Source organism: Halosimplex amylolyticum (genome assembly GCF_051414035.1).
Lineage (GTDB): Archaea > Halobacteriota > Halobacteria > Halobacteriales > Haloarculaceae > Halosimplex > Halosimplex amylolyticum.
Genome location: NZ_JBLKNW010000003.1, coordinates 13,967 through 40,855, shown reverse-complemented (window position 1 = coordinate 40,855; position 26,889 = coordinate 13,967). Strand labels below are relative to the sequence as shown.

The following is a 26,889-nucleotide window of genomic DNA, read 5'->3' as shown; positions in this document are numbered from 1 at the left end:
CCGTTGCGGGAGTCCCGCCTCTGTGACACGGCACCGACGCTCCGGTCTCTTTCTGGTGGGCGAGGTGCGTCAATGTCTACCAGAGCACAATGTTTATGTCGCCGTTGGGTCTGTGTTCTGTTGATCACTGTATGGCGGCAGACCAACCGGCGTCGGGTTCCGTGAGCGACCCTATCATCCAGCTCCGGAACACGAGCGTCACATTCGATATGGATCGGGGCGAGTCGCGCGTCTTGGACAGCGTTGACCTCGACATCCAGCGCGAGGAGGTTCTCGGGGTCGTCGGCGAGTCGGGCTCGGGCAAGTCCATGTTGGCTTCGTCTCTGCTGGACGCGGTCGTCCGCCCGGGGATCCTCCAGGGCGACGTCATCTTCAACCGGGCGTCCGGCGAGTCGGTCGTCGTGAACGACCTTGAGGAAGAGGAGCTCCGACAGCTCCGCTGGGAGGAGATTTCGATGGTCTTCCAGGGCGCGATGAGCTCGTTCAACCCGACGATGACCATCCGCGGGCAGTTCAAGGAGACGCTCGACGTCCACGATGCGGACATCGAGGAGGGCATGGAACGCGCCAACCGGCTCCTCTCGGATCTCTATCTGGATCCGGAACGTGTCCTCGGTTCGTATCCCCACGAACTCTCGGGCGGCATGAAACAGCGCACGCTCATCGCGCTCTCGCTCATCCTCGAACCCGAGGTGCTCGTCATGGACGAACCGACCGCGTCCCTGGATCTGTTGATGCAGCGCTCGATCATCAGCCTCCTCGAAACCGTCAAAGAGCAGTACGACCTCACGCTGGTGTTCATCTCGCACGACCTGCCCCTCGTCGCCGAACTCGCCGATCGACTCGGCGTCATGTACGCCTTCGAGTTCGTCGAACTCGGCCCGACCGAAGAGATCCTCCGGGACGCCGCCCACCCCTACACTCGATCGCTGCTCAATTCGACGCCGAACCTCGACGCGGGAGTCGAGCAGATGCGACCGATCGAGGGGTCGAGCCCCGATCCGGTCAACGTGCCGGAGGGGTGTTCGTATCACCCGCGCTGCCCGCTCGCGGACGAGACGTGTACGATCGAGGACCCCGAGTTCCAGCAGGTCACCGAGGACAGGGCGGCCGCGTGTTTCTACTGGGAGGACTCGGCCGATGCGATCCCCTTCACACTCACGGACCACGAGGGGCCCGACGTCTCCCGAGGAGACGAACCGGGGACCGGTTCGCCGACGCCGCCGGGCCGAGCCGACGGGGTAGTCACCCCGGGGGCCGGCGACGAGGAGACGGTGCTGACACTCGACGACGTCGAGGTCCACTTCGAGGAGTCGACAGGCTTCCTCGATTTCTTCGCCGAACCCGAGACGGTCCGCGCGGTCGACGGTATCTCGCTGCAGATCCCGGAGAATCAGGTCGTCGCACTGGTCGGTGAATCCGGCTGCGGGAAGACGACGCTCGGGAAGACCGCCATCGGCCTGCAGCGACCGACCGGCGGGAGCGTGAAGTACCGCGGCCAGGACATCTGGGACGCGAAAGACGGGAGGGGGGACCCAGACATCGCCCACTCTCAGATCCGCCGGGCGCTCCAGATCATCCACCAGGACCCGGGGAGCGCCCTGAACCCGAAGCGGAAGATCAAGAAGACGCTCGAAGAACCCCTCAAACGCTGGCAGAAGGGACTCTCGCGGGAAGATCGGGAGGCACGCATCCTTGGAATGCTGGAGACCGTCGGGATGACGCCCCCCGAGGACTACGCCGAGCGCTACCCGCACCAGCTCTCGGGCGGCGAGCAACAGCGCGTCGCGCTCGTCCGGGCGCTGCTGATGAATCCCGATCTCATCCTCGCCGACGAGGCCATCTCGGCGCTCGACGTGAGTCTGCGCGTCGAGATGATGAACCTCCTGCTGGACCTGCAGGACCGGTTCAATACGTCGTTCCTGTTCATTTCACACGACCTCTCGAACGCGAGGTACCTGACGGAGAAGGCCGACGGGCTCATCGGGATCATGTACCTCGGCGAGATAGTCGAACTGGGCCCGGCCAAGGATGTCCTCACCAATCCCCGCCACCCCTACACGAAGGCGCTGCGGTGGGCGACGCCGAATCTCGACATCGACTACGACGCCGGCGAGCGGCCGCTGCGAAAGATCGACATCCCCGACCCGGTCGACCCGCCGTCGGGCTGTCGGTTCCACACCCGCTGTCCGGAGGCGCGGGAGGTCTGTACCGAGCAGTCGCCCCAGGCGATGTGGAACGCCGAGAATCACTACTCCACCTGTTTCCGGGAGTACGGAGCCGACCACGAGTACTGGTCCAGCCCCGAGCTCACCGACGACGAGCCGACCGCACGGACCGACACGGGCGGCGTTTCGGACGGCGCCGGATCGGAAGCGGACTGATACCGGTCGAACCGGCCCGGTATCGGTCCGAGTTCCTGCCGTTCCGCGGGCTCAGGCGGAGTTCCCGTCCGATCTCCGACCCTCACTATCCCAAGGCTTACTATCCTGCTTTCCGATCCCGGAGTGTCGACAATGGAGATCACCGACATCGAGACGATACTGCTGTCTGCGGACGTGCCGGAATCGAAACAGCCCCGCGCGGGTGGCCTCGTCAGGCCGCCGACCAAGCGCGTCAAGGCCGACATGGCGGTCCTGCGCGTCCACACCGACGAAGGGATCACCGGACTCGGCGAACCGAGTCCCTACGGAGGGATGGGCAACATCGCGCAGGCCGTCGAAGACATGAAGGGGCGGTTCGTCGGCGAGGACCCGACCGAACCGGACGCGCTCACGCGGCCCGGCCTCTGGTACGGCCGCAAGACCACCGCAGGCGCGCACCGGTACGTGCTCGCGGCTGTCAACACCGCGTGCTGGGACATTCTCGGCAAGGCGACGGGGAAGCCGGTGTACAAGCTCCTCGGCGGCGCGGAACGGGACGAGGTCGAGGTGTACGCCAGCGGCGGGAACGACTGGCGGTTCGCCGAGGAGCCCGAACGGCTCGTCGAGGAGGCCGAATCGTACCTCGACGAGGGGTACGAGGCGTTCAAGTTCCGGATCGGTGACCACCAGTCGTTCGTAGAGGCGACCCGCCGGCTCCACGAGGCGGTCGGCGACGAGATGGAACTGATCGTCGAGGGTAACATGCGCTTCGCGAACGTGACCGACGCCGTCGCGATGGGGCGTCAACTCGCCGAGTTCGATCCCTACTGGTTCGAGGAACCGATCTCGGCCGACGATAAAGCGGGCTACCGGGAGATCAGGCGAGCGCTCCCCGACGTCCCGATCACGGGCGGCGAGATGATGGACGACGTCCACGAGCTCAAGCCGTACGTCGACGACCGCGCGTACGACATCGTCCAGCCCGACTGTAACATCATGGGCATCTCGGAGGTCAAGCGCGCCGCGGAACTCGCGCACCTCGAGGGGATCAAGTGCACGCCGCACAACTGGCACAACGCGATAAACCGGGCCGCCAACCTCCACGTCGCGGCGACGCTGCCGAATCTCGACCTCCTCGAACAGCAGATGACGTGGTTCGCCGGCTGTCCGACGTTCCGCGAAGACGTCGTGAAAGAGCCGCTCGTGGCGGAGGATGGTGCGGTCGAAGTACCGGACAGGCCGGGTCTCGGCGTCGAACTCGACGAGTCCGTCGTCGAGGCCCACCCCTACGAGGAGGGGCCGACGACCGTCGAGTGGGACGACCACCCGTTCTGAGGGCGGTCGATCGACACGGTGGCGGAGTAACGGTAGCGGCGGAGCGTATCTACTCGCCGACGATGTGGCGCATCGAAACGAGCGGCCCGTCGCGGGCGACTTCGCGGAGCGGGTCGCCGCCGATACCGACGTGGCGTTCCACCCACTGCGCCATCTCCGCCTCCAGGTCGTCGACGAGTTCGGGGCGCTCGGGCGCGAGGTTCGTCTGTTCCCACGGGTCCGACTGCATGTCGAACAGCTGGTAGTCGGGCAACTGGTCGGGCCACAGCCCGGGGTGGTACGTCCGGATCAGCTTCCACCGATCGGTTCGGATAGCGCGCTGGACGGTCGTCAGACCGTGATCGAGGACGACGTGGTCCCGCCAGTCGACGTCTTCGCCCTCGATCAGCGGTCGCAGCGACCGCCCCTGCCACCCGTCGGGCGTGTCGGCGCCGACGTAGTCCGTCAGGGTCGGCGCCACGTCGACGTTCGTGACGAGCTGGTCGCGAGCGCCGGGTTCGACCGCTGCGTCGGCGGGGGGTTTGACGATCAGCGGCACGTTCTGCGTCCCCTCGTAGGTACTCCAGTGGTTCCGGTAGACCCCGTGTTCGCCGAACTCCTCGCCGTGGTCCGCGAGCACCACGATCAGCGTGTCGTCGTACCGTCCTTGTTCGCGCAAGCGGTCGAACAGGCGGCCGACGTGCTCGTCCGCGTAGCGGATCTCGGCGTCGTAACCCGCGTAGAGGCGGCGGAGCGCCTCGCGGTCCCGGATCGGGAACGCCAGCGCCCCCTCGTCGGTCGCGGCGCTCATCTGGTCCCAGTCGGCGTGGTCGTCGATCTGGTCGGCGGTCGGGTACGGCGGCAAGGGCGTGTCGGCGAACTCGGCCTCCTCGTCGTCGGAGCGGTTGAACGGGGCGTGGGGGTCCCAGAACTGCGCGTACAGGAAGAACTCCCCGTCGTCGTTGCGGTCGAGGAAGTCGAGCGCAAGGTCGGCGACCGTCTCGCCGCGCGTCTGGAAGTACTCGGCGACGGGACCGATCTCGCTGTCGGCGACGAAGGAGGCGGGCTCCTGGGGCTGGTGGTACTCGTGCCAGACCTGGTAGAGGTACGGCGCGGGATGGCGAGTGAACGACGACACGGCCCCGGTGTGCAGTTCGCGGTCCTCGAAGACGACCTCGGGGAGCGTCCGGTAGTCGCCGCCGCGCATCGGCCCCCGCCCGAACGCCCAGTTGCCGTAGCGGTCGGTCACGTTCGAGGGCGACTCCAGTACCTGCGCCGTCGGACCGTGCGTCTCGACGCCGTTGTTGACGCCGTAGCGACCGGAGACGAACCCCGCTCTGGAGGGCATGCACGGCGAGTTCGCGACGTAGTAGTTCTCGAACCGGACGCCGTCGGCCGCCACCTCGTCGATGTTCAGCGTCGTGGGCGCGTCGTGCCCGTACGCCCCGATCCGGTCTCGTCGCAGCGAGTCGATATCGATGACTAAGACGTTCACGTGTTCCGGTGTGTGCGCTCAAGCGATAAGTTTCCCGTCGAAGCCAGGGGGCCTTCGCGGCGCCGGTCGTGTCTCCTCGTCTCAGTCGGTCTCGTTCCCGGCAGCAGTGACCCCGTCTGGCGTGACCGTGAGGAACCGGCCGTCCGGGACGTCGGCGAACGAGCGCTCGGTACCGTCGGGCCAGACGACCCGGACGCGCTGGACCGTCTCGTTCCCCAGGCCGACGTGGAGTCGACGGGGCTCCTGCGAGAAGAAGTCCGACCGGGCGTTGAGCACCCGGAGTCGCGTCCGCTCCTCCGTCGTGACGAACACGCGCGCGCCGACGCTGGTCACGCCGTCCCGTTCGACGGCGATCGAGACCGACCGCCCCGCCGCACCGACGTTGTCGTAGACCGCGAACGAACCGGCCGTGCTCACGCCCGTCTGGTACGCCGCGCTCTCGGCGACGATCACTTCGAGTTCGCCGTCGCGATCGAAGTCGAGCGAGATCAGGCCGCGACCGTTCGTCACGTCGAAGCCCGCAGCGCTCTCGTTTCGCTCGGCGAAGCCGGTCCCGTTCCCGGCCCAGACCTGTGGTCGCTCGTAGCCCAGCCCGTCGTACTCGACGATCGGGATGTCCGATGATGTCGCGTGGATCAGGTCGCGGTGGCCGTCGTTGTCGAGGTCGACGGCCGACGCCGCCCAGCCCCACCCGCCTTTCTGGACGCCGAGGCCACCGGCGCGGTCGGCGAACGTACCGTTGCCGCGATTAACGAGGAGGTTGTTGCCGTGCGGGTTGAGCGAGAGGCTCGACGTGGTCATGCTCACCTCGCGCCCGCCCTGGCCCACGAGGTGCATGTAGTCCGTGAAGTAGATGTTCGTCACGTAGACGTCGAGCCGCCCGTCGCCGTTCAGGTCCGCTATCTCGGAAGACATGGCGTTGCGGTCGGTCGCCGGCCCGAGGTCGACCCGCTCGAACGTGTCGTTCCCGAGATTGACGTACAGCACGTCGTGACTGAAGTCGTTCGCGACGTGGACGTCGGGTCGTCCGTCACCGGTGAGGTCGACGAAACTGGCCGCGAGGGTCCACTTGTGGCCGCGGATCCCCGCGCGCTCGGTCACGTTCTCGAACCCGTCGCAGGTCCCCCGAAAGAGCAGGTTCGGGTTCCCGTCGGTGACGTTCGGCCGCGCCTCGCCGTCTAGAACCGCTGCCCGGTTCTCGCTGTTCCCCGGGAAGCCGTCGGACCAGTCGCCGTTCTGGTAGATGAAGAGGTCCAGACAGCCGTCGCCGTCGAAGTCGGCAGACGTGGCGCCGGTCGGCACGTCGAGGGTCACGTCCGAGAGCCCGACGGCGACGCGGTCGTACGACCCGCCGCTGTTCTCCAGGAACACCGGGCTGTCGCCCGAGCGGAGCAGGAGGAGGTCGTCGTCGCCGTCCGCGTCGTAGTCGAGGAAGTGCGCGGACTTCACGTACCCCTCGACGGCGGGGAGCGCGCCGGACCGGACGAACCGGCCGCGGTCGTTCTCGAAGAGGACCGGCCGGTCGCCGCCGAGGGCGAGCACGTCGGTCCAGCCGTCGCCGTCGTAGTCCGAGGCGTACACGCCCGCGTTCCCCATCATTCCGTCGCTGGGCGTGAAGGTGCTGGTGTATTCGAATCCGCGCTCTGCTCCGAGTCGAGAAAATTCGATGTGGGGCGTCGACGGGTCCCCCTCGTCACCGAGTCTCAGTTCGCTCAGGTCCGTCGCGTCGGCGACCGCTCCGGGCGAGACGAACGCGATGCCGGCGAGCAGTAGCGCCGCGACGAACAGCGTGAGCCCGGCGGCGAGTTTCCGTCGCATATCGCTTCTGGTCCTACGTCGGCCGTAGACGTATTCAGTGTTGTCCCGCCCGTATCGCGTCGATCGCGGTCGCCGCCGCGGAGCGGACGCCCTCGTCCGGGTCATCCTCCGCGAGCGCTCGCAGGTCGGCGATACGCCGGTCGTCCCCGATGGAACCGAGCGCCAGCGCGGCGCTGCCCCGCACTGTCGCAGTCTCGTCCTCGAGACGAGCGACGAGCGGCCCGGCGGCCGACCGGTACCCGTCGGGGTCGACGTCACCGACGACGGAGAGGAGCGTCGCCGCGCTCGCACGTGCGTGGGCGGCGTCCGCCCCCAGCAGTTCGACGAGTTCGTCCCGCCTCGGTCGGACCACGGATTCGACCTGGTCTGGGTACTCCGCCCCCACGTTCCCCAGCGCGCGGGCGGCAGTCCCGCGGAGTTCGGCGGTCGAACCGTCCGCGAGTAGTTCTCCCAGCATCCCGACGGTCGGTCGAACGACATCCGCGCGCTCGCCGGCGACCGACGCGAGCACGTCGACGAGTGCGACCTCGGCGGGGACCGTCTCTTCGGCGGCGAGCAGCGAGCCCAGTCGCGGTACGGCGTCGACGACCGCGTCCGGTCGCGCCCGGGCCACCGTCACCAGCGTGCGGGCCGCCTGTGCACGCGCCTCTTCGGTCTGCCGTCGAACGGTGGTCTCTCCCTGGACGACCTCACTCCGGACGTCGTCGGAGTCTACCTGCCTCCCCGACCCGGGGTCTGCGTCGTTCCGGGTCTCGAGCACGTCGAGCAGGCGCGGAACGAGCGGTGCCGCTGCCTCGGGCTCCACGGAGACCGCGTTGGCGACCACCGTGAGTGCCTTGGCGCGGACGTCGGCCACCTCGCTCACGAGATCGTCTTCGAGCGCAGGAACGGCGGCGACGACTTCGCCGGGCGCTACCGGTGCGACCGCGGAGAGCGCCGAGAGCGCGGTGTAGCGGGTCGACGCCCGGTCGTCGAGGCGGTCGACGAGCGCGGGGACGAGCGGCGCGACCGTTTCGGGCCGCGTCTGCGTGAGCCGCTCGGTCGTGATCGTCGCTTCGCTGCGGATCGCGGGGTTCTCGTCGCGCAGGAGGCCTTCGAGGGTCTGGATCGCGTCGTCGAGGCGTTCGGGTGCTCTGGCCGCGATCGCCCTGAGCGCCTCCGCGGCTGCCCGTCTGTCGGGCTCGGCGCCCGTGGCGCGGCGAGCGATCGCGTCGAGATCGACCGCTTCGGGTTCGCGCTCGGCCCGCTCGGCGAGCGTCGGACCCTCCCGGTCGGGACTGTCGGTCGGTACCATACTGGTTTTCGTACCGTGACGAGCCCAGATAAGCGTGTTCCCGGAGCCGGGCCCGGGCGGAAGCGTCGGTTCCGCGAGGCGAAGAAATAAGTTCCGCTCGCGTAACCTCACGTGCATGCATCACCCGGGACCGCCCCGTTTCGTTAGCATCGGTGACAGCGTCGAACTCGCGCCCTGGAGGGCTGATCCGAACGGGTCGTTCTCCTGGTCGGTGGGAGAGGCGCCGGACGAGAGCGCGGTCGAACTCGGCGACGCCTCGGTACTCGACTTCGAGCCGGACGTCCCGGGGACGTACGTGGTGGAACTCGACGCCCCCGACGGCCGACACGAACTGACGGTCAGGGCGTTCCCCGACAACAGCGAACCCGTTCGGATCGAACTCCCGACGGACAAGGTCCCGGGCGAACGGGCCGACATCAACCGCGTCCTCGAAGACATCGGTCCACAGGAGGACGTCGCCCCGTACGTCAGCGTCGACGGTCCCGGCCGACCGCGCGTCCGCCTCGACGCGGTGCGCGAGGGCGACGAGGTCGTCGTCACGGCGCGACCGCGGAGTGCACCCAACAGCGAGTACGAGGACGCAGACCTCGACGTGGAGTTTTACCGTGACGACCGCGACGACGCGCCCCTGACGACGTCGGACCGCGAAGCGCGGGTCGCGGTCGACGCTATCGACGACGTGGTCCGCGTCCACGCGGTCGCCGTCGGAGAGCGCCACAGCGTGGCCGACGTCGTTCGGATCGACAGAGGCGATGGCGACGGCGTCTCGATAGATCGGCCGAACGATCCCCCGGAGTGGGCGGTCGACGCGACGATCTACGAGATCTACGCTCGCGCGTTTGCGGCCGACGACGTCGATACCACGTTCGCGGAGATCGAAAAGCGGATCCCGTATCTCGAATCGCTCGGGATCGATTGCGTCTGGTTCACGCCCGTCCTCGAGACGACCTCCCCGTCGGGATATCAGGTGCAGGACTACTTCGAGACGGCCGGCGACCTCGGCGACCGCGAGGCGTTCGAGTCGCTGGTCGATAGCCTCCACGAGGCCGGTATCAAGGTGATGTTCGACCTCGTGATCAACCACTCGGGGTTCAACCACGTCCCCTTCCAGCTCAGCGCGGCCGCCGTCGACGAGTACCGCGACTGGTACAACTGGGACGACGAGGGCGACTACGAGCACTACTTCGACTGGGACCACCTGCCGAACTTCAATTACGAGTCCCTCGAGGTCCGCGAGTTCCTCCACTCGGTCGTCGAGGAGTGGGCGGCGGTCGTCGACGGGTTCCGCTGTGACGTGGCCTGGGGGACGCCCCACGGCTTCTGGAAGGAGGCCCGCGAGCGCGTGAAGGCCGACAACCCCGAGTTCCTCCTCCTGGACGAGGTCATCCCGCGGGACGCGCAGTACCACGAGTCCGAGTTCGACCTCCACCACGATACGCGGCTGTTCAACGACCTCCGGCGGATCGGCCGCGGTGCGGAACCGGCCTCGCACCTGCTCGACGTCGTCAGGACGCCGGCGGCCGAGGGGTTCCCGGAACACGCGCTCCAGTTGCGATTCGTCGAGAACCACGACTTCGAGCGCTACGTCGAGGAGTGCGGACGGCCCGCGCTGAAGGCGGCGGCCGCCGCCGTCTGTACCCTGCCCGGCGTCCCCATGGTCTACTACGGGCAGGAGCGCGGTGTCACCGGATCCTGGGACGAGATGACCTGGAGCGGCGGCGATAACGACCTCACCGACTTCCACCGGCGGCTCATCAGCGCGCGAAACGACCACGAGGTCCTTCGCCGTGGCGAGTTCGTCGACGTCGACTGGCACGCCGGCTCGGGTCGGGTCGTCGCGTACGGGCGCGAGGACGGCGACGAACAGGTCGTGGTCGTCCTGAACTTCGACGCCGAACCGGAGACGGTCCTGCTCGACGAACCCGTCGAACCGATCGACCTGATCACCGATCGACCCGCCGAGATCACCGATACCGCCGACGGCTACGAGGTCTCCGTCGACAGTGTCCGGGTCTTCCGGTCGGCATAGGTCCGATTCGGGGCGTGGCGGCCCGTCTGCCGTCGAATTCTTTCGGGCTACTCGCTTGCTCCACCCGATCGGTGGCTAAATCGAACGTCGTCCAAGCCGACTGTGGCGGCCGAAGGTGACCGCTGCGGCGCGAAACGAACACGTCGATGTCGTTCCGGCCGAAAGTTTTATGCTCTGGTGCACGATTGTCAACACCATGCCAGAGGATGGCAATCAGAAGAGCCACCAGTCGTATTCACAGACCCGCCGTCGATTTGTCGAGGGCGCGGCCGCGCTGTCTGCAATCGGGATCGCCGGGTGTGGCAGCGACGGAGACGGCGGCGGACCGACGGAGACAGACTCGAACGGAGACGGCGGAATCGAGGTCACGAGACAGGAGGGGACGCCGACGGCGACGGCGACACCGACGGACGGGTCGGATGAGACGGAGACCTCGACGCCGCAGGGCGAGATAATCGACGCGACGCCGCAGTTCTCGGGCCAGCTCGCTCAGCCCCCGACGGACATGCAGTTCAACCCCTTCGGGCAGAACTTCGACTCGACGTCGAACCTCACGGCGTACGAACAGGTCGGCCACTTCGACCTGAAGCGGTTCATGGAGTCCGGGCGAGTCTCGTACATTCCGCGGGCTTGCACCTGGGAGTTCCCCCAGAGCCCGGAAGAGGGCGAGACGGTTCGCATCTCCGGGAACGAGGATCGCGAGTGGCACAACGGTGACCCGGTCACGGCCGACGACGTCTACACTGTCTATCGCCTCCACGGGTTCCAGGGCGCCGGGTTCACGAACTTCGTCGACATGAGCTCGCTCGAACGAGTCGACGACAAGACCGTCGAGATGACGCTGTCGAAGAAGGCGAATCCGAGCATCCTGAAGATCAACCTCCTCGGGAGCGCCTACGGGTTCCGATTCAACGCGAAACACAGCATCTACGAGGACCACCTGAAGCGCCTCGAGGAGGCCGAGGGCGACGAAGAGGCGATGAACGCGGCCCAGGAGAAACTCACGGCCTTCGAACTCGACGAGCCCGTCGGCACGGGCTGGGCGAAATACAAGAACCGGACGCCGAAGAAGGTCGTCTACGAGCCCTACGACGGCCACCCGATCGGTAGCGAGATGGGGTTCGAGACCTGGACGAACAACTACGCGTCCGGCCAGCAGGCCTGGCAGATGGCGCTCGGCGGCGAACTCGACGCGGTGGACGGGCCGCCGAACAACATCCTCTCGCAACTCACCAAAAAGGAGTTCAGCGCGTTCTTCCACAACTTCCTGTCTTCGCAGGCCATCCAGTTCAATCAGGCCCAGGAGCACTACGGGGATCCGCGCGTCCGGAGGGCGTTCGCGTGGGGGATCAACATGGACAAGGCGATCAACCCGATCCGCAACTCCGGTTCCTGGGGCGAGGCGCGGTGGGTCGTCGAGAAGCCGTCCGGTATCATGGTCAACGAGAGCGCGTGGCTCGGTGACGTCCAGGACTCCCTGTCGTCGTACGCACCGGAGTCGCGGGACAAGGACAAGGTCGTCGAACTGATGCAGGACGCCGGCTACGAGCGCAGCGTCAACGGCAAGTGGGCCAAAGACGGCGAGCTATTCGAGGTGTCGATCAAGCACTACGGCTGGCCCTACATCGTCTCGTACATGCAGGGGGTCAAAGAGGACCTGCAGGCGATGGACTTCGCCGTCGAGCTGTCGGCACCGAGCACGTTGACGACGGACATCGTGAACGGCGACTACGGGGTCTGTTCCGGCTTCTGGGGCCAGGGATGGCATCCGTTCACGTCGCTGGACGTGATGACGCCCGACGCTGGGTGGATGGCGACGAGCCCGCCCGAGACCGTGTCGGTCCCGCCCGTCGGGCAGCCGGACAGTAGCTCGACGACCGAGATCAACGTCTATCAGGCCTACGAGGACATGATGACGTCGGACAGCTACTCGGCCGCGAAAGAACCTGTCCAGAAACTGGCCTGGGTCTACAACCAGACCCTGCCACAGATTCCGGTCTTCGACCAGCAGTCCCTGCTCGGGGTCGACACGGAGGACTTCCAGTTCAAGAATGGTATCGACGAGTGGGACGGGAAGCTGCTCGACGGCATGTTCGAGATGCTGAAGCGCGGCGCGTTCCAGGTGAAACGCGAGTAACGCCGACAGTCAGCCACGCCGTGTCGGCTGCCACCGTCGAACTACCCCCCAACAATCGCGCGGAGCTCTCGGTTATTTCTTGCCCGATAATTGGCCGAAGGCCGCCGGTTGACCAAAACTTTAATACCCTATCTGCGATAGTCCTTCTCACGGATCCATGGTAAACTACTACGTGGAGCGGATCGGCCAGGCAGTTCTTACACTTGTCTCGGTCATCTCGCTGACGTTCGTCCTGATCCGGTTGATGCCCGGGGGCCCCGCCGAATTCCTCCGCGCTCAGCTGATTCGAACGCAGCAAGGGAGCGTGAGCGAGACCCAACTGAATCGGCTCGTCGAGATATACATCAGCATCAATCCAGACACCCCGATACTTCAGCAGTATATCGACTACATGACCTCGATTCTGACCGGCGACTTCGGTCGTTCGTTTCTCTACGGCGAGTCAGTCACGTCGGTACTCGGAAGCGCCCTCCCGTGGACCGCGTTCCTGTTCTCGATAGGTCTCGGTCTCACGTTCACCAGCGGTATCGTCCTTGGCGCTATCATGGCCTACTCCGAGGGGGGTCGATTCGACGTCACGATGAGTTCGGTCGCGACGTTCCTCAACTCGATCCCGTTCTACGTCATCGCGCTGCTGCTCGTGTATCTGTTTGGATACATCTGGGGCGTCTTCCCGACCAGCGGGAAGTACAACTACGACGCGGTCTCCCCGGGTCTCTCACTCGCGTTTTTCGCGAGCGTGCTGTACTACGCGATCCTGCCGCTCGTCTCGCTCGTCGCGACGGGCTTCGGTGGGTGGGCGCTCTCGATGCGCGGTAACAGCATCCAGGTGCTCGGCGAGGACTACCTGCGCGTCGCGCGGCTCCGCGGGCTCCCGTCGCGTCGGATCGCTCTCCGATACGTCGGCCGCAACGCCATCCTCCCGCTGTACACGGGTATCCTCCTCTCCATCGGCTTCGTCCTGGGCGGCTCCGTCATCCTGGAGCAAATCTTCCAGTACGAGGGCGTCGGTTACTACCTCTTCCAGGCTATCGAGGGCCGCGACTACCCGCTGATGATGGGCGGATTCATCATGCTGACGAGCGCGACAGTCGTCGGTATTCTGGTCGCCGACCTGACGTACGGACTCATCGACCCCCGCGCCAGTAGAGGTGATTCACGTGAGTCATTCTGACGAGAACGTCCCCCCGGAGGAGAATCAGTTCGAGATCATGGCCGAGCACTCGCTGACTCGGCGAGAGCGGTTCCAAGAGCTCTTCGAGGAGTGGTTGGTCACGCCGATACGAGTCGTCTGGAGCGACCGTCGGACCCGTGTCGGCAGTCTCATCCTCCTCACGTACGTCCTGATGGGCACCGTCGGTGTCGTCGTCCTCGAGCCGCCGACCTCCGGCCACGAGTCGACGATCCCGCCGTTCACTGACCCCAATTACATCCTCGGGACGAACGGGCTCGGACAGCCGATCCTCGAGCAGATCGTCCACGCCACGCCTTCGATGCTGAAGATGATCACGGCCGGGGCGGTCTTCTCTTCGGCGCTCGGCACTGTTGTCGGAACCGTCTCGGGCTACAAGGGCGGACGCTTCGACCGCATCGCGATGACGATCACGGACATCGGACTGACCATCCCTGGCCTCCCGCTCATCATCGTCATCACGGCCATCTTCGAGCCGCGGAGCCCGATCATCATCGGGTTCCTTCTGGTCATCAACAACTGGGCGGGACTTGCCCGGTCCGTCCGCTCACAGGTCCTGACGATCCGCGAGGAATCGTACGTTGAAGCCGCACGATGCGTCGGTGTCTCGACCGCCGGGATCGCACGCCGGGAGATTCTGCCGAACATCATGCCCTACATCATGATCAGTTTCGTCGGCGCGGCCCGCTACGTGATCTTCTCGTCGGTCGGGCTGTACTTCCTCGGGATCCTCCCGTTCACGACGCTCAACTGGGGCGTGATGCTGAACCTTGCCTACGAGAGCGGGGCGCTCTTCACGCTCGCTGGCGCTCACACCATCCTCATGCCGATGCTCGCCATCGTGGTCCTGTCGTACGGCCTCATCCTCATCGCTCAGGGGAGCGACCGCCTGTTCAACCCGCGGGTCCGGGCCCGCCACGCCGAGGGCGACGTGGCCGACGACACCGAAGAGGAGCGGAGCACCTCTCCGCAGGCCGACCTGCTCGGCTGACCTCGCTTCCAGACGCTGTTCACTTCCCCGACCGCGATAGAACCGTTCTCACGTGCGTCACCGACCCGCTGCTCCTTCGTTCGCTACTTGGTCAGTAGTGTCTCTCGTCTGATCTCGTGCATCCTCCCGGCGGTCTCACGGCAGGCCCGCAGTGCGTTTGCGGAGGACCGTAACTGCCGTCCACGCCACGGCGAACGAGAGCAAGACGAGAACCGCCCAGAAGAGCAGTAGCGTCTGTCGGCCCTGCATCCACTCCGGCCGCATGAATTTCGAGACCGTTACCATGATCATGACCGGCGTGGCGACGGCCACGCCGACTGACGCGCCGATCGCGAGTCGCACCGCGCTCTTCAGTTGGTTGACCTCGGTCGTGAGTTCCCTGACCTCTCTGGTAGACATCTCCGTGGCGTCCGACATGGTTGGATACTGTAACTGATAGGTGTTAAATGGTGACGATCAACAGGATTCGGCGTGCATCCGCCGCTCCGGGGAACCGACGGGCAGGCGTCGATACGGGTCAGTCCGTGAACCTGACGAACACCACGGTCCTGTCCCGGACCCTGATGTGGCGTTCGGCGGTCAGGGTGCGGTCGATCGCGTCGAGCTGTCGCTCCCGGACGAGCGCGTACCGTACCGAGCGGTCGTCCGCGAGCTTCGCCGGCCTTGCCGGCGCGAAGTCCCGCTGGGCGTAGAACGGAACAGTGTGGAGCGCGTCGTCGGCGTTGTCGCTGGTCACCGTCGCCGGCGTGAAGTAGACCGTGTCGTCCGCGGGGACGGCGGACTGTATCTCGTGACCGAGCGCTTCCTGATCCGCTGACCACCCGTCGTCGAACTCGGCGGTGTCCGGCGGGACGAGCACCATGGCGTAGACGAAGACGACGGCCCCGAGGACGACGACGACGGACCGTAGCCGCCGGCTCCACCTCCCCGTGATCCACGTTCCGGTCTCGCGGATGTCGCTCGCCGCGACGACGAGCGCACCCGCGAACGTGAGGCCGAACGAGTAGGTGATCCCGGTGACGTACGGACCCGCGAACCCGTACTCGAAGACGATACCGCCGCTCAGTCCCGGCCCGACCGCCCCCATCCTGATCGACAACAGGACTGCCGCGACGAGTCCGACGGTCGTCCCGACGACCGCGACCCGGTCACCGGCGGTCGCCGTCGAGAGGACGCTCCCGATCAGCACGGTCGCTGGAACGTACGCGGGCAGGACGTACCAGGCGTGGTTACCCGTCAGGAGGTAGATCCCGAAGACGGCGGCGACCCACCAGAGGAGGACGGCGGTCGACCGCAGTTCGCGTCGACCGCGGACGACCTGGAGGCCGGCGACAGCCAGCGCCGGGACGAACAGGTAGATCCAGGGGTCGAACGCGATGAACTGGTTCCTGATATACGGGAAGTTCTGGAACGCGAAGACGCCGCCCTCGACGGCGAAGCGGCCCCCGGCACGGGCGAGCACCTGTTCGTAGACCAGTTCGCTCAGGAACCGTTCGCCGTGGATCGCCCACGTGTACAGCGCCCAGGGCACGACGAGGACGGCGGTCACGGCGACGGTTCTCCCGAACGCCGGCCGGAGGAACCGATCCCGTTCGAGAACGACCAGCGGGACGACTGCGAAAACGAACGGTCCGGCCGCGAAGCCCTTCGCGAGCACGGCGAGTCCGGCGACCGCACCGAGCAGGGCGTACCGCTCGTCGCGTCCCGAGGCGATTCGGTAGGTCAGGTAGACGAACAGCGAGCCGAAGAAGACCAGCGTCATGTCGAGGCCACCGGTTCGACCGGCGTTGAAACCCACGTAGGCCATCGGCGTGGTATAGAACGCGAGCGCAGCGAACAGGCCGGCCAGTCGGTCGAAACAGTCCCGGCCGATCACGTACGCGAGGACGCCGGTCAGGACGCTCGTGGTCGCCGACGGGAAGCGGACAGCGAACTCGTTGGGACCGAACACGGCTATCGAAGCCGCCTGGAGCCACATTACGAGCGGGGTCTTCTCCAGAAACGCCCGGAAGCCCGCGTCGGGCCCGTACATCCAGTGGTGGTGGGGGACGAGCGGATGTCCGTTGAGCATACTCCAGGCGGCGTTCGCATACATTGCCTCGTCCCAGTTTCTGATGGTATACGAACCGAGGCCCGTGTAGAACACGTACGCCCCGGCCAGGATCACTACTGCGAGGTAGAGGTAGTCCGTACGCTCCCGGAAGAGGAAACGCGACAGTCGCGTCACGCGGGAGCGAGCACCGGCCACGACGGTCGTTTCCCGAAGCCGTGACCGGAAGACGGGCTGCTCCGTCTGGAGGGGAAACTCGTCGGTCGGCATCGATGCAATACTCTCCCGTGCGCACTGTCATCAAAGTACCCCCGCCGAACGGCGTCCACCGCCCGGCGTTTCCAGTCGTTCACCCGAGTTCGACTCGAACACCGTCCTCGGCGCTCCGTCGCGCGCCGTCGATGATCCGCTGGCCGGCGCGACTGAGCGAGGGCGCGGTCGGTCCGGCGAGGGGCTCGCCGGTCTCCAGATGGTGGAGGACGTGCTCGAGAACGTTTCGGTTCGGGAACGCGGGGTCGTCCGGTTGCACCTCGCTCGCATCCGGCGCGTCGCGCGTCTGGATCTGGAGGCCTCCGTCGTCCGTCTGGGTCGTGACCGTTCCATCGTTCCCGACGACGGTGAATCCGTTTGCGGGCCGCGTCGTGCGCTCCCAGGGGTTCGAGAACCCCTGCCAGGTGGTGTGGAACGTAGAGAGCCCGGTGTCGTACTCGGCGGTCGTCACGCTCTGCGTATCGACCTCCAGGTCGTCGGGGACGTGCGTTCGCGTCGAGACTTCGACGGGCAACTCGCCGTCGCGGAACCAGGTCGCGAACACCGCGCCGTACCCGAGGAAGTCCTCGAGCGATCCCCCACCGCGCTCGGGGTCGTAGAACCAGCTGTCCCGCTGGGGCCCGGTGTGACCGCCGTAGTAGTGGACCTCGCGCACGTCACCGATCCGTCCGTCGTCGACGAGTCGTTTCGTCGTCCGGACCGCAGGCGACCAGGTGTAGGGCCAGTTGACGGCGAGCCGGACGCCCGCCGACTCGCAGGCCTCGATCATCCGGTCGGCCTCCGCGACGTCGGCGGCGAGCGGTTTCTCGACGAGGACGTGCACCCCGGCGGCGGCCGCTCGCTCGGTCAGATCGCCGTGGCTCCGGTGATCGCTGCAGATCCAGACGAGGTCGGGCGCGACCGTTCGGAGGCACGCATCGAGGTCGTCGAACCGGCGTTCCGGAGGCACACCGTGTTCCTCGGCGACTCGTCGCATCGACTCGATGGAGCGTTCCGGTCGCTCGTCGCAGAGGCCGACGAGTTCGGCACCGTCGTGTTCGTCGACGGCGTCGACGTTGAACGTGACGTGCGGGTGGTCGAAACTGGCAACCGCGATGTCCCAGGTCATCGTTGGCATCTCGCCGGACTGTGGCATAAAATCGTCGCCGCGAGAACCGGCCTGTCGCTCCGGGTGGGTGCACCTTTATTTACCCGCTGTGCCCATCGGTGGGCATGACGAGCGCTCCTGTCAGCGTCGGCATCGTCGGACTCGGAACTCGCGGGCTCGCGCACGCGAGACACGCCACAGAACTGGGACACGAGATCGTCGGGGGCGTCGACCCGGACCCCGAGGCTCGTGAGCAGTTCGCCACGGAGTTCGACGCGCCGACCTTCGAGACGTACGAGGAACTGTACGCGTCAGCGCCGGACGCAGTCGAGATCGCGAGCCCAAACCGCTTCCACGAGGACGCGACGGTCGCGGCCTTCGAGCGGGATCTGGACGTGCTGGTCGAGAAACCGCTCGCCCACTCGGTGGAGAGTGCCGAGCGGATAGCCGCTGCGGCGGCCGAGAGCGACGGGATCGGCATGGTCGGCTTCAACGACCGGCGGCGCGCGACCGCGGCGATACTCAAGACGCGGATCGACCGGGGCGAACTCGGCGAGATCAGACACGTCGAGGCGAACAAGGTCCGGCGGCGCGGGATGCCGTCGGTCGGCTCGTGGTTCACCCGCGACGAGATGGCCGGCGGCGGCGCGCTCGTCGACATCGGGGGGCACGCGCTGGACGCCGCCCTCTGGTTCCTCGACTTCCCCGAGGTCGAGACCGTCTTCGGGACGACACGCGCGGACTTCGGCGGCCGAGCGGACTACGCCGATCCCGACGGCTGGGGCGGCGGCACCGGTGAGTTCGACGTCGAGGACTCTGCGACCGCGATGGTCCGTTGCGCCGACGGGAGCTCGGTCTCGCTGGACGTCGCGTGGGCGATCAACCGGAATCCGAAACACGACATCGTGGTCTGCGGGACCGACGCCGGCGCACGGATCGATGGACACACGCTCACGATCTTCGAGACGGACACGGCCGTCACTGACCATTACGTGGACGTCACGATCGAGGAGGAAAACGACGTCTGGGAGGCGGGAGAGCGCGCGTTCCTCGACGCGGTCGTCGAGGGGCGAGCCCCGCCGACGAACACTGTCTCGGAGGCGTTGACCGTCCAGCGAGTCCTCGATGCCGTCTACCGATCGGCCGATGTCGGTACGAGCGTCGGTCTCTGAGTTACCACTCGAAGATGACGCCCATCGCCCGCGTCCGGTCTTCGACCAGCATGTCGTAGGTGCTCGGCGCGTCCTCGATCGATTCCCGATGGCTGATCAGGTCGGTCACGTCGAGTCGGTCGTCGAGTAACAGGTCGTAGAATAACTCCGCGTTCCGGGCCTTCGTCCACGGGTTCGCCGGCGTCTCGACCGTCGGGTGCGAGTTCACGTGGGCACCCACTATCTCGTAGCTACCGCGGTTGCAGTAGTCGTGGAAGTCGAAGCTGGTCTCGCCCTTGGGGCTCGAGAGCATGACGAGTCGCCCCTGCTCGCGCAGGATATCGAACTCCTGGGTGATCACGTCCGGGTTGCCAGTTACCTCGAAGACGACGTCCGCGAGTCGCCCGTGACCGGTCGACTCCACGCGCGCTCGCGGGTCGTCTTCGGCGGGATTGATGACTTCGACCGCCGAATCCTCGGGCAGGTACTCGATCCGCTCTTCGGCGAGGTCGAGGGCGTAGACCGGTCGCGTCCCGGCCATCCGGACGAACCGCGTCGCGAGTTGGCCCAGAAGGCCGAGGCCGTATATGCCGACCGACTCGCCCCAGTCGAGGTCGCCGTGACGCACGCCGTTCATGACGATCTGAACGATCGGTGTGAAAGCGGCCTCCTCCGCGCTGACACCGTCGGGTACCGGTTCGACCGCGTCGTAGTCCGCGACGGTGTACCGAGCGTGATGCTTCCAGGTGGCGACGCGATCCCCGATCACGCTCTCGTCGACGCCCTCGCCGACAGCAACGATCTCACCTGTCGTGCAGTACCCCGGCGTGTCGATCGGGTAGTTCGAGATCTGGTCCCAGACGCTCCCCTCGGGGACGTCGCCCGACAGTTGGGTGAGTTCCGTCCCGGTACTGATCAGGCTCCGCTCGGCCTCGATGAGCACCTGTCCGGCATCGGGTTCGGGAACCGGACGTTCCTCGACGGTGACTTCGTTCGCATCGGCAAACACGACTGTGTCGTTCGTTCGCATCGCACGGAGGTGCCGCCGGAACCCATATAAGTATTTATACGACGCGCGAAGCGCGGCGCTCGAATTTGGCGGTGAGAGGTGCCGGCCCTCGTCGGACGAGCCGGGGGACTCAGTGTCCGGTCTCGTCTCACCCGAGGTCCGCAGCGGTCAGTTTCGCGAAGAAGTCGTCGAAAATCCGGTCCCGGTCCGCGTCGGTGGCGACGCGGACGAGGTGTCGGTTCGGATCGTGACCGTACTGGAGTCCCTCGCTCAGTGTCGGCGCGTGTGTGAGTGTCGTCGGTACCATGCCGGCGTCGACCAGATAGGCGATCGGCGCCATGTCCCAGATCTCCTTCGACCAGACTCGAAGGTCACGACCGTCGCTGCGGTAGTCGCTGAACCGTTCGAAGAGGAACTCACCGAGGCCGCCCTCGTCCGGGAGGTGGTCTCGGAGTTCCGGTACTGTCGTCCGGACGTGCTCGGCCACGTTCTTGCAGGGGACCTGGACGAGGGGGACGCCGCTGTCGAAGAGGGTTTTCGACGCCGCGTAGTCCTGCATCAGGTTGAACTCGCGAGCGGTGTGCCAGGAGTGGGGGTGCCCGCCGAGCCACACGACGACGATATCCTCGGCGATCTCGGGGGCGCTCTGGATCGCAGACGCGACGTTGGTCGGTGCGCCGATCGCGACGACGTAGAGTCTCCCGTCTCTGTCGTCTTTGGCGGCCCTGATCAACGTCTCCGTCGCTGGGCTATCGACAGGCCCAACCCCGTCGTCCATGAACTCGGTGGCACCCCGGTGTACGAACCCCTCCGCGTCGCGGTCGAGCAGGTCGAGCAACCGGCGGAGCTCCTGATAGCTCTGCTCCATCCCGTCTTCGGGTGACTCGGACCTGTCGTTGGTCGAGTGATAAAACGGGGCGGCGCAGATCGCTTCGACCGAGATCGATCCGGACAGCAGCGCGTATGCAACCGCAAACTGGTCGTCGATCTCGTTGTACGCGTCCGTATCGAGGACGACGTCGACCGCTCCCTCGGGCGGTTCCAGCGCTTCGACCCGTTGGCTTTCCGCTAGTGAGACCGTCGGCATACCCGAAAGACCGGCCACCAATCGATAAAACCACTGGTCGCGACACCGATACGAGCCGGCTGCTCGGCGGCGACACCAGCGGGACCGCCCTCGGAGGGGTCGACCTCGGTCCCAAACGCATTTGCTTCCCCCGGGCATGGTCCCGGCAAATGGAAGACTACTTCGAGCAAATCTGCGCCTGGATGCGGCTCTGGCACGCCCTGTTCGTCATGTGTACCGTGGTGATGGTCCTGATCGTCACGTCGGCCATCATCACTCCCCGCGGGACGGCCGCCTACTTCGTCAACCTCCTCAACATCGCCATCATCGTCCCGATGACCGCCGGCCTGCTCTACGTGATCGTGAAGTGTAACAGGCGCAATCGCTGAGTTCAGACGAACTCGGGCATGACCTCGTCGCTGAGCAGTTCCATACTGGTCGTGTCCGGGAAATCGAGGAACATGAGCTGCATCTTGTCGAACCCGAGGTCACGGACGTACTCGATTCGCTCGGCGACCTCTGCGGGCGTGCCGATCATCATCTGTCCCTTCTCCCAGGCGTTCTCCCGGGTAAGCTGGTCGTCCATGTCCTCTTCCTCGCCCCAGGGAAGCGGGAATATATCGTCGCAGACCGCCTGTAATTCCTCCTCGGTCTCTCGGACGAGGACGTGTGCGAGCCACGACCGGTCTATCTCGCCCGGGTCCCGACCCGCTTCTTCCATGTACTCGTCGAGTTTGTCGCGCTTGTACTCGATCGGTGGTCCGCGGTTCCGCCCGCTGATCTCGACGTTCCACTCGTCCGCGTACTTCGCGGTCAGCCGGAGCATCTTCGGGCCCGCACCCCCGATCAGGATCGGCGGGTGCGGATCCTGAACCGGTTTCGGCTCGTTGAACGCACCGTCGATCTGGAAGTGCTCGCCCGAGACCGACGGCTCTTCCTCGGTGAACATCGAAGTGATCACGTCGAGACCTTCGTCGAGCATCTCGATCCGCGTCTCGATCTCCGGGAAGTCGAAGCCGTAGCGCTCGTGTTCCTCCCGGTGCCACCCGCACCCGAGGCCGAGGATCAGTCGCCCCTCCGAGAGCTGGTCGACCGTCGTCGCCATCTTGGCCAGCAACGCGGGATTCCGGTACGTGATCGCGCCGACGAGCGGGCCGATGTCGACGTCGTCCGTGCGTTCGGCGATAGCCGACAAGAGAGTCCACACTTCGTACTCCTCGTGATGCGGGCCGAGGATGAAGTGGTCGGGGGCCCACATCCCCCCGAGGCCCGCGTCGACGGCCGCGTCGACGCCGTGCATCACTGTCTCGCGATCCAGTCGTTCCATCATCGGGTAGTCGCGGTGGACGCCGTCGCCGGGGTAACAGGCGACCATCCAGTCGAACTGCATACTCGTCTGCTCGGCCGCGTTCCTCTTGAATCAGGGGGGTGCTCAGTCCGTAGCCGCGCCACCGGAGCCGGTTCGACCAACTACCGGTCCGCGAAGGCGCGTTCGCTATCTCCACGTCGACTCGACTCGTATTAACACGACAGCGCCGGATTGAACGGTGTGAACATCCCGTTCGGGTTCGCACTGAACAGCCACGCGTGGAGACCGTAGTGTTCCGGCTGGTCGACCTTCGGACTGTGTGCCGTCGCGGGTTCGTGGAATTCGAAGCCGAACATGGACGGCGCCGACTCGGCCTCGGTCGTCGGAACGAACCATTCGACGCCCAAGAGCTGGTAACTCCACGAGGGCGTGACCCGGTACAGCAGGATCGGCGGTCGAGACTGGTCGGTGCCCCCGTCGCCCATCGCCGTTTCGTCGACGAACGGGACACCGTAGACGCCTCGTTCGGTGGCCATGCACTTCTCCGAGTTCCTGTACCCGTCTTCAGTCGCCTCTCGCCCCGTGAGGTAGTCCCGGATCTCTCGGCGGACCGGGGTGACCATGCTGACCAGATCTCCCGGTTCGACAGCGGCGTTGTTCGATTCGAAGAGGCCGTCGGGGTTCTCGCGGAACAGCCAGGCGCTCAGACCGTAGTGTTCTGGAAGCGACGGGATCGATCCCTCCTGCGGTCCCGCGAAGGACTTCCCGAACAGTGACGGTGGGAAGTCGACGTCGTCCGCCGGCCGATACCACTTGACGGCCATCAGTTCGTAGTGGCCGGCGTCACTCAGGTCGTACAAGAGCACCTGCGGTCGCTCGGGATCGACGTCGTCTATAGACCAATTGACGAACGGTGTTCCGACGACGCCGTCGTTCGACTGAACGTACGCCGCCGTCGTCCGATACCCGTCTGCTAAGGCCGCAGAGACATCTTCGTACTTCGTGAGTGACTCCTTGGCCTCCCGAGCCCGCTCCGCAGAACTCGGTCTGTCAGTGACACACCCGGCCGACAGAGAGATACCACACAGTGTTGCCCCCTGGACGAACCTCCGTCGCGACCCGCTCCACATGCTCACGTATTCGTCGTTGAGTCATATATAATGATTGCAAATGGGTTCTTTAGCGGCAATGCTGTGCATTTCGTGGAACACGTCCAGCAACCACCGAGACGTGTGATCCAGCTCCTCGTAGAGACCGTGAATCGCCACGATCACCCAATCTGCATAGCCACTGTCATCGTCTTGGAACGCTGGCCTGGCTCGCCGACGACGGCTTTTTGAGCACGTGAGATAACCCGCTCAGTGAAGCGGGTTCGTTTGCTGGACACGACTCGCATTCCCCGCGTTTATTCTACAAAATTTGCCACTTAGCTGCTCTCACTAGTATTTAGACAATAAAATTCTGACAGGAACGAATACTCACTAGTTGAATCAATTACTGGACGATATTGGAATAGTTAGTGAAGATGTACCGGTAGGCACAATAATTAGCCACAGCACTTTGATGGAAGGCAATTCAGGTGCACAATTCGAGCTGAGATCCTGTTTAGTTATGACCGAAGGGCTAGGCGAACGCATTTCTGAGTGACCAATGCCCGAATTTCACCGTCTCACCGGACACAGCGACTGTAACGACCTGAGTTTATGAAGCGTGAATAGGCTCCCGTTGGTTGATGAAGAGAGGCATTCGAATTCGTCTGTCCGTTATATAAATTCCATATACAATTCGAGAAATTTATAATATCGGTGCTCGACGCAGCAGGAAAGCAGTGTACGAGTGGGCGCAGAAAGCCGTTCTACGGCCCACAAGCGGCGAAACCTCGAATCTAGTCGCGCTCGATTGGACGGTGATTCGGGTCAACGATGAGCAATTCAGGTTGTTCGCCGTTCTCAGAACGGTAGAGGCGTTCTGATGGCCTACGTAAAAATTTCGTTCTCGCGAACGCCGCCGATCCCGAAACGAATCCCGTTTGGCCGTCTACCGTCCTCCGTTCCGTATCCGATCGCCGCCTCCGATCGTCTGGACGCGACCTCTCCGGCACCGAGAGCGGAATGTTCGTACGGATTTGCTACATAGCTCTCCGTACCGTTGTCTCCCGATCAGAAGCGAACGTATCGCTCTTAGCAGAGTTCATTTGCTGATCAGTTAATCACGCGAACGCAATGGTCGATCTCAATCGGCGAACGCTGCTGGCGTCGTCCGCGGCGGCGGCGCTGGGCGCGAGCGTGTCCGGCGTCGCGAGCGGGGCGGCGGCGGACGACGAACAGACAGACGGCGCACCGACAGTGAAGGGGGAACTCAAGCGGTTCTCGTCGACGGCCTTCGGTGCGGAGGTGACCGGTCCGTACGTCTTCGACGACGGGTCGCTGCTGTACAGCCTCCAGCACCCGAGCCGCGACAACGCGGGCGAGTACGACCGTGCGGGCATCGGCTACTTCAGTGGCTTCAGTTTCGAGTTCGACGGCACGAACGACGACTTCGAGGAGCTGGCGGCGCCCGAGGCGCAGGCCGAACGGGAGCGCGTCCGCGGCGCGGAAGGCGAGTACACCTTTCTCGCTCGGGAACAGGACCCGATAAACGGGGGTACCGAGCGCCTCGGCGTCGCGCAGACGCCGGACGGCTGGGACCTCACCCGGGACAACTTCGCGGGCACGCAGTACGGCGACGCCGGCTACAACCCCGACTGCAACCAGTTCGTCGCGACGGACGGCGCGCGCACCGAGGGGTACCTGTTCACCAACTGGGAGAACAGCCCCGGGAACGTCTCGCGCATCCCGATCAGTCAGGACGACGACGGCGAGTGGCACGCCGACCTCGACGCGGCGATCAACCTCGCCAACACCGACGCGATGCGAGCGATCGGCGGGACGCGCATCAACTGCTACGGCGACCTGAGCCCGTGGGGGACGATGCTCTCCTCGGAGGAGAACTACGCTCACACGCGCGTGTCGCTGACCGCGACCGTCGGTGACGTCGTCGACGCGGGGACCGGGAAGGGCCGCATCGGCGGTTGCCAGTTCTGGAACCGGCCGAATCCCAGTTCGATCCAGTCGGCCATCGACGAGTACTACGGCGACGAGGCCTGGTACGTCCAGGGGTACTGGGCGCTGACCGGCGTCGAGTTCCTGGCGTACTACCTCGGCGCCGAGCGCGTCGACCAGTCGGCGCCGCCGTACGCCGACGGAGCCGACCAGCAGAACACGACCGATCCGATCAGCGACGTCTACCCCAACCCGTACCGCTACGGCTATCACCTGGACATCCGCGAGCCGACCGCGGAGACGCCACAGCCGGTGAAGTACTACGTGATGGGACGGGCCGCCTGGGAGGCGCCCGACGTCCAGCAGAACAAGAAGACGGTGTACGAGTGCTCCGACGGCGACAGCAAGGGCGTCTACAAGTTCGAGGCCGAGCGCCCGATCCACAGCTACCAGGACCCCATGGACGTCGAGGGGACGCTCTACGCGCCGAAGGTCACCAACGCCGACGCCGCACGGGGGGGCTCGCCCGCGGAGGTCGACCTCGAACTGGAGTGGTGGCCGCTCGGCCGCGCGACGAACGCCGAGGTCGAGTCGTGGATCGCCGAGTACGACGACGTGACCCAGGCGGACTACCTCGCCGCCCACTCCTCGTGGGAGCGAGGGGAGGAAGTCACCGAGGCCGTCCTGGAGGAAGCCGACCGCGAGGTCGTCGAGAACGGCAACGCGAACTACGTCTCGAACGAGAATATCGTCGAGTGGGCCGAGCAGTGGAGCGCCACCGACCCGAACAACGTCGACGACGACCTGCGGAAGGTGCCGTTCCTCGAGACCCGCGCCGCGGCCAAGGAGATCGGCGCGACCATCGAGTTCAACAAGGCCGAGGGGGTCGACAGCGTCGACAAGGCGACGCCCGGCGACTACGTCTACTTCGCCATCTCGGAACTAAACGACGACATGGCCGACGAGACCGGCGACCTCGGCCTCGACCGCGTCGACGGCGGCGTGGTCTACCGCGGCACGCTCGAACCCGACTACAACGTCTCGACGCTCGAACCCGTCATCGTCGGCCCCGACGCGAGCGACCCGGCCGACGTGGCCGACGACTCGCTCATCAATATCGACAACCTCCTCGTCATGGAGGACGGCCGCGTCCTCTGCTGCGAGGACGCCGACCAGTTCGGTCGCTCGTACAGCAACGACTGTCTGTACGTCTTCCGTGACCGGGACACGGCCCGGCGACAGGGGTAATCGGAGGCCCCGCCCCTCGCTCCTC

The 26,889-nt window shown here is 65.6% G+C and carries 19 protein-coding genes and 2 pseudogenes; 10 read left to right on the top strand and 11 right to left on the bottom strand.

The annotated features are described in order from the left end of the window. Positions 1–131 precede the first annotated feature (131 nt). Both ACMGFE_RS15500 and ACMGFE_RS15495 read left to right on the top strand, forming a co-directional pair. Positions 132–2,384, top strand: coding sequence for an ABC transporter ATP-binding protein (locus tag ACMGFE_RS15500; protein ID WP_436926136.1), 2,253 nt, complete (start codon positions 132–134; stop codon positions 2,382–2,384). A gap of 132 nt (positions 2,385–2,516) precedes the next feature. Continuing rightward, positions 2,517–3,698: a mandelate racemase/muconate lactonizing enzyme family protein gene (locus ACMGFE_RS15495; protein ID WP_436926135.1), complete on the top strand. Its 1,182-nt coding sequence runs from the start codon at positions 2,517–2,519 to the stop codon at positions 3,696–3,698. A 49-nt stretch (positions 3,699–3,747) separates the two neighbouring features. Here the strand turns inward: ACMGFE_RS15495 and ACMGFE_RS15490 are convergent, their stop codons facing one another. The 3 genes from ACMGFE_RS15490 to ACMGFE_RS15480 all read right to left on the bottom strand — a co-directional run bounded on the left by ACMGFE_RS15490 (position 3,748) and on the right by ACMGFE_RS15480 (position 8,284). Continuing rightward, positions 3,748–5,172, bottom strand: coding sequence for a sulfatase family protein (locus ACMGFE_RS15490; protein WP_436926134.1), 1,425 nt, complete (start codon positions 5,170–5,172; stop codon positions 3,748–3,750). An 81-nt stretch (positions 5,173–5,253) separates the two neighbouring features. Then, entirely contained in the window at positions 5,254–6,990 is a 1,737-nt protein-coding gene (locus tag ACMGFE_RS15485) for a CRTAC1 family protein (protein WP_436926133.1), read from the bottom strand. Positions 6,991–7,024: 34 nt separating this feature from the next. Further along, positions 7,025–8,284: a HEAT repeat domain-containing protein gene (locus tag ACMGFE_RS15480; protein WP_436926132.1), complete on the bottom strand. Its 1,260-nt coding sequence runs from the start codon at positions 8,282–8,284 to the stop codon at positions 7,025–7,027. Between the two features lie 115 nt (positions 8,285–8,399). Between ACMGFE_RS15480 and ACMGFE_RS15475 the strand changes: the two genes are divergently transcribed. The 4 genes from ACMGFE_RS15475 to ACMGFE_RS15460 all read left to right on the top strand — a co-directional run bounded on the left by ACMGFE_RS15475 (position 8,400) and on the right by ACMGFE_RS15460 (position 14,633). Next, positions 8,400–10,313 (top strand): alpha-amylase family glycosyl hydrolase, encoded by a 1,914-nt coding sequence (locus tag ACMGFE_RS15475; RefSeq protein ID WP_436926131.1) that lies wholly within the window; start codon positions 8,400–8,402, stop codon positions 10,311–10,313. A 196-nt stretch (positions 10,314–10,509) separates the two neighbouring features. Further along, positions 10,510–12,450 carry an ABC transporter substrate-binding protein gene (locus tag ACMGFE_RS15470; protein WP_436926130.1) on the top strand — a complete coding sequence of 647 codons (1,941 nt, stop codon included), beginning with the start codon at positions 10,510–10,512 and terminating at the stop codon, positions 12,448–12,450. Between the two features lie 157 nt (positions 12,451–12,607). Further along, the gene (locus tag ACMGFE_RS15465; protein ID WP_436926129.1) at positions 12,608–13,624 is read left to right on the top strand and encodes an ABC transporter permease; all 1,017 of its coding nucleotides are present in this window, start codon (positions 12,608–12,610) and stop codon (positions 13,622–13,624) included. After that, positions 13,611–14,633 (top strand): ABC transporter permease, encoded by a 1,023-nt coding sequence (locus ACMGFE_RS15460; RefSeq protein WP_436926128.1) that lies wholly within the window; start codon positions 13,611–13,613, stop codon positions 14,631–14,633. Before ACMGFE_RS15465 ends, ACMGFE_RS15460 begins: the two co-directional genes overlap by 14 nt. A 135-nt stretch (positions 14,634–14,768) precedes the next feature. On the opposite strand, the gene ACMGFE_RS15455 is transcribed toward ACMGFE_RS15460, so the two are convergent. From ACMGFE_RS15455 to ACMGFE_RS15445, 3 genes are all read right to left on the bottom strand, one after another. Continuing rightward, positions 14,769–15,050: a hypothetical protein gene (locus ACMGFE_RS15455; protein ID WP_436926127.1), complete on the bottom strand. Its 282-nt coding sequence runs from the start codon at positions 15,048–15,050 to the stop codon at positions 14,769–14,771. 100 nt (positions 15,051–15,150) lie between these two features. Then, positions 15,151–16,953, bottom strand: a complete 1,803-nt coding sequence (locus ACMGFE_RS15450) for an ArnT family glycosyltransferase (RefSeq protein WP_436926126.1) — start codon at positions 16,951–16,953, stop codon at positions 15,151–15,153. A gap of 79 nt (positions 16,954–17,032) precedes the next feature. After that, positions 17,033–18,061 (bottom strand): Gfo/Idh/MocA family protein, encoded by a 1,029-nt coding sequence (locus ACMGFE_RS15445; protein WP_436926125.1) that lies wholly within the window; start codon positions 18,059–18,061, stop codon positions 17,033–17,035. Positions 18,062–18,165: 104 nt separating this feature from the next. Here ACMGFE_RS15445 and ACMGFE_RS15440 point away from each other — a divergent pair, with 104 nt between their 5' ends. After that, positions 18,166–19,212: a Gfo/Idh/MocA family protein gene (locus ACMGFE_RS15440; protein WP_436926124.1), complete on the top strand. Its 1,047-nt coding sequence runs from the start codon at positions 18,166–18,168 to the stop codon at positions 19,210–19,212. Between the two features lies 1 nt (position 19,213). Here ACMGFE_RS15440 and ACMGFE_RS15435 read toward each other — a convergent pair whose 3' ends face one another. Together ACMGFE_RS15435 and ACMGFE_RS15430 are read right to left on the bottom strand one after the other, a co-directional pair. Further along, a complete protein-coding gene (locus ACMGFE_RS15435; protein ID WP_436926123.1) occupies positions 19,214–20,221 on the bottom strand; it encodes a zinc-dependent alcohol dehydrogenase in 1,008 nt (335 codons plus the stop codon). Positions 20,222–20,348: 127 nt separating this feature from the next. Then, positions 20,349–21,287, bottom strand: a complete 939-nt coding sequence (locus tag ACMGFE_RS15430; RefSeq protein ID WP_436926122.1) for a nucleoside hydrolase — start codon at positions 21,285–21,287, stop codon at positions 20,349–20,351. 149 nt (positions 21,288–21,436) lie between these two features. Here ACMGFE_RS15430 and ACMGFE_RS15425 point away from each other — a divergent pair, with 149 nt between their 5' ends. Further along, on the top strand, positions 21,437–21,655 hold the full coding sequence (locus tag ACMGFE_RS15425; RefSeq protein WP_436926121.1) for a hypothetical protein: 219 nt from the start codon (positions 21,437–21,439) through the stop codon (positions 21,653–21,655). A 2-nt stretch (positions 21,656–21,657) separates the two neighbouring features. Here the strand turns inward: ACMGFE_RS15425 and ACMGFE_RS15420 are convergent, their stop codons facing one another. The 3 genes and pseudogenes from ACMGFE_RS15420 to ACMGFE_RS15410 form a co-directional block, all read right to left on the bottom strand. Further along, positions 21,658–22,656 carry an LLM class flavin-dependent oxidoreductase gene (locus tag ACMGFE_RS15420; RefSeq protein ID WP_436926120.1) on the bottom strand — a complete coding sequence of 333 codons (999 nt, stop codon included), beginning with the start codon at positions 22,654–22,656 and terminating at the stop codon, positions 21,658–21,660. Positions 22,657–22,787: 131 nt separating this feature from the next. Beyond that, complete coding sequence (locus ACMGFE_RS15415) at positions 22,788–23,441, bottom strand: hypothetical protein (protein WP_436926119.1); 654 nt, start codon at positions 23,439–23,441, stop codon at positions 22,788–22,790. A 312-nt stretch (positions 23,442–23,753) separates the two neighbouring features. Continuing rightward, a pseudogene (locus ACMGFE_RS15410) lies at positions 23,754–23,971 on the bottom strand (IS5/IS1182 family transposase); the annotation flags it as partial. Positions 23,972–24,379: 408 nt separating this feature from the next. Here ACMGFE_RS15410 and ACMGFE_RS15405 point away from each other — a divergent pair. Continuing rightward, positions 24,380–24,520, top strand: a pseudogene (locus tag ACMGFE_RS15405) (IS6 family transposase); the annotation flags it as partial. A 277-nt stretch (positions 24,521–24,797) separates the two neighbouring features. Beyond that, the gene (locus ACMGFE_RS15400) at positions 24,798–26,864 is read left to right on the top strand and encodes an alkaline phosphatase PhoX (protein WP_436926118.1); all 2,067 of its coding nucleotides are present in this window, start codon (positions 24,798–24,800) and stop codon (positions 26,862–26,864) included. The last annotated feature ends 25 nt before the right edge of the window (positions 26,865–26,889 follow it).

Excerpts from the sequence above, each read along its gene's own strand:
- ACMGFE_RS15445 (WP_436926125.1), bottom strand. The coding sequence starts at position 18,061 with ATGACCTGGGACATCGCGGTTGCCAGTTTCGACCACCCGCACGTCACG.
- ACMGFE_RS15450 (WP_436926126.1), bottom strand. The coding sequence starts at position 16,953 with ATGCCGACCGACGAGTTTCCCCTCCAGACGGAGCAGCCCGTCTTCCGG.
- ACMGFE_RS15500 (WP_436926136.1), top strand. The coding sequence starts at position 132 with ATGGCGGCAGACCAACCGGCGTCGGGTTCCGTGAGCGACCCTATCATC.
- ACMGFE_RS15430 (WP_436926122.1), bottom strand. The coding sequence starts at position 21,287 with ATGCCGACGGTCTCACTAGCGGAAAGCCAACGGGTCGAAGCGCTGGAA.
- ACMGFE_RS15475 (WP_436926131.1), top strand. The coding sequence starts at position 8,400 with ATGCATCACCCGGGACCGCCCCGTTTCGTTAGCATCGGTGACAGCGTC.
- ACMGFE_RS15495 (WP_436926135.1), top strand. The coding sequence starts at position 2,517 with ATGGAGATCACCGACATCGAGACGATACTGCTGTCTGCGGACGTGCCG.
- ACMGFE_RS15440 (WP_436926124.1), top strand. The coding sequence starts at position 18,166 with ATGACGAGCGCTCCTGTCAGCGTCGGCATCGTCGGACTCGGAACTCGC.
- ACMGFE_RS15480 (WP_436926132.1), bottom strand. The coding sequence starts at position 8,284 with ATGGTACCGACCGACAGTCCCGACCGGGAGGGTCCGACGCTCGCCGAG.
- ACMGFE_RS15435 (WP_436926123.1), bottom strand. The coding sequence starts at position 20,221 with ATGCGAACGAACGACACAGTCGTGTTTGCCGATGCGAACGAAGTCACC.
- ACMGFE_RS15400 (WP_436926118.1), top strand. The coding sequence starts at position 24,798 with ATGGTCGATCTCAATCGGCGAACGCTGCTGGCGTCGTCCGCGGCGGCG.
- ACMGFE_RS15465 (WP_436926129.1), top strand. The coding sequence starts at position 12,608 with ATGGTAAACTACTACGTGGAGCGGATCGGCCAGGCAGTTCTTACACTT.
- ACMGFE_RS15470 (WP_436926130.1), top strand. The coding sequence starts at position 10,510 with ATGCCAGAGGATGGCAATCAGAAGAGCCACCAGTCGTATTCACAGACC.
- ACMGFE_RS15420 (WP_436926120.1), bottom strand. The coding sequence starts at position 22,656 with ATGCAGTTCGACTGGATGGTCGCCTGTTACCCCGGCGACGGCGTCCAC.
- ACMGFE_RS15485 (WP_436926133.1), bottom strand. The coding sequence starts at position 6,990 with ATGCGACGGAAACTCGCCGCCGGGCTCACGCTGTTCGTCGCGGCGCTA.
- ACMGFE_RS15455 (WP_436926127.1), bottom strand. The coding sequence starts at position 15,050 with ATGTCGGACGCCACGGAGATGTCTACCAGAGAGGTCAGGGAACTCACG.
- ACMGFE_RS15425 (WP_436926121.1), top strand. The coding sequence starts at position 21,437 with ATGGAAGACTACTTCGAGCAAATCTGCGCCTGGATGCGGCTCTGGCAC.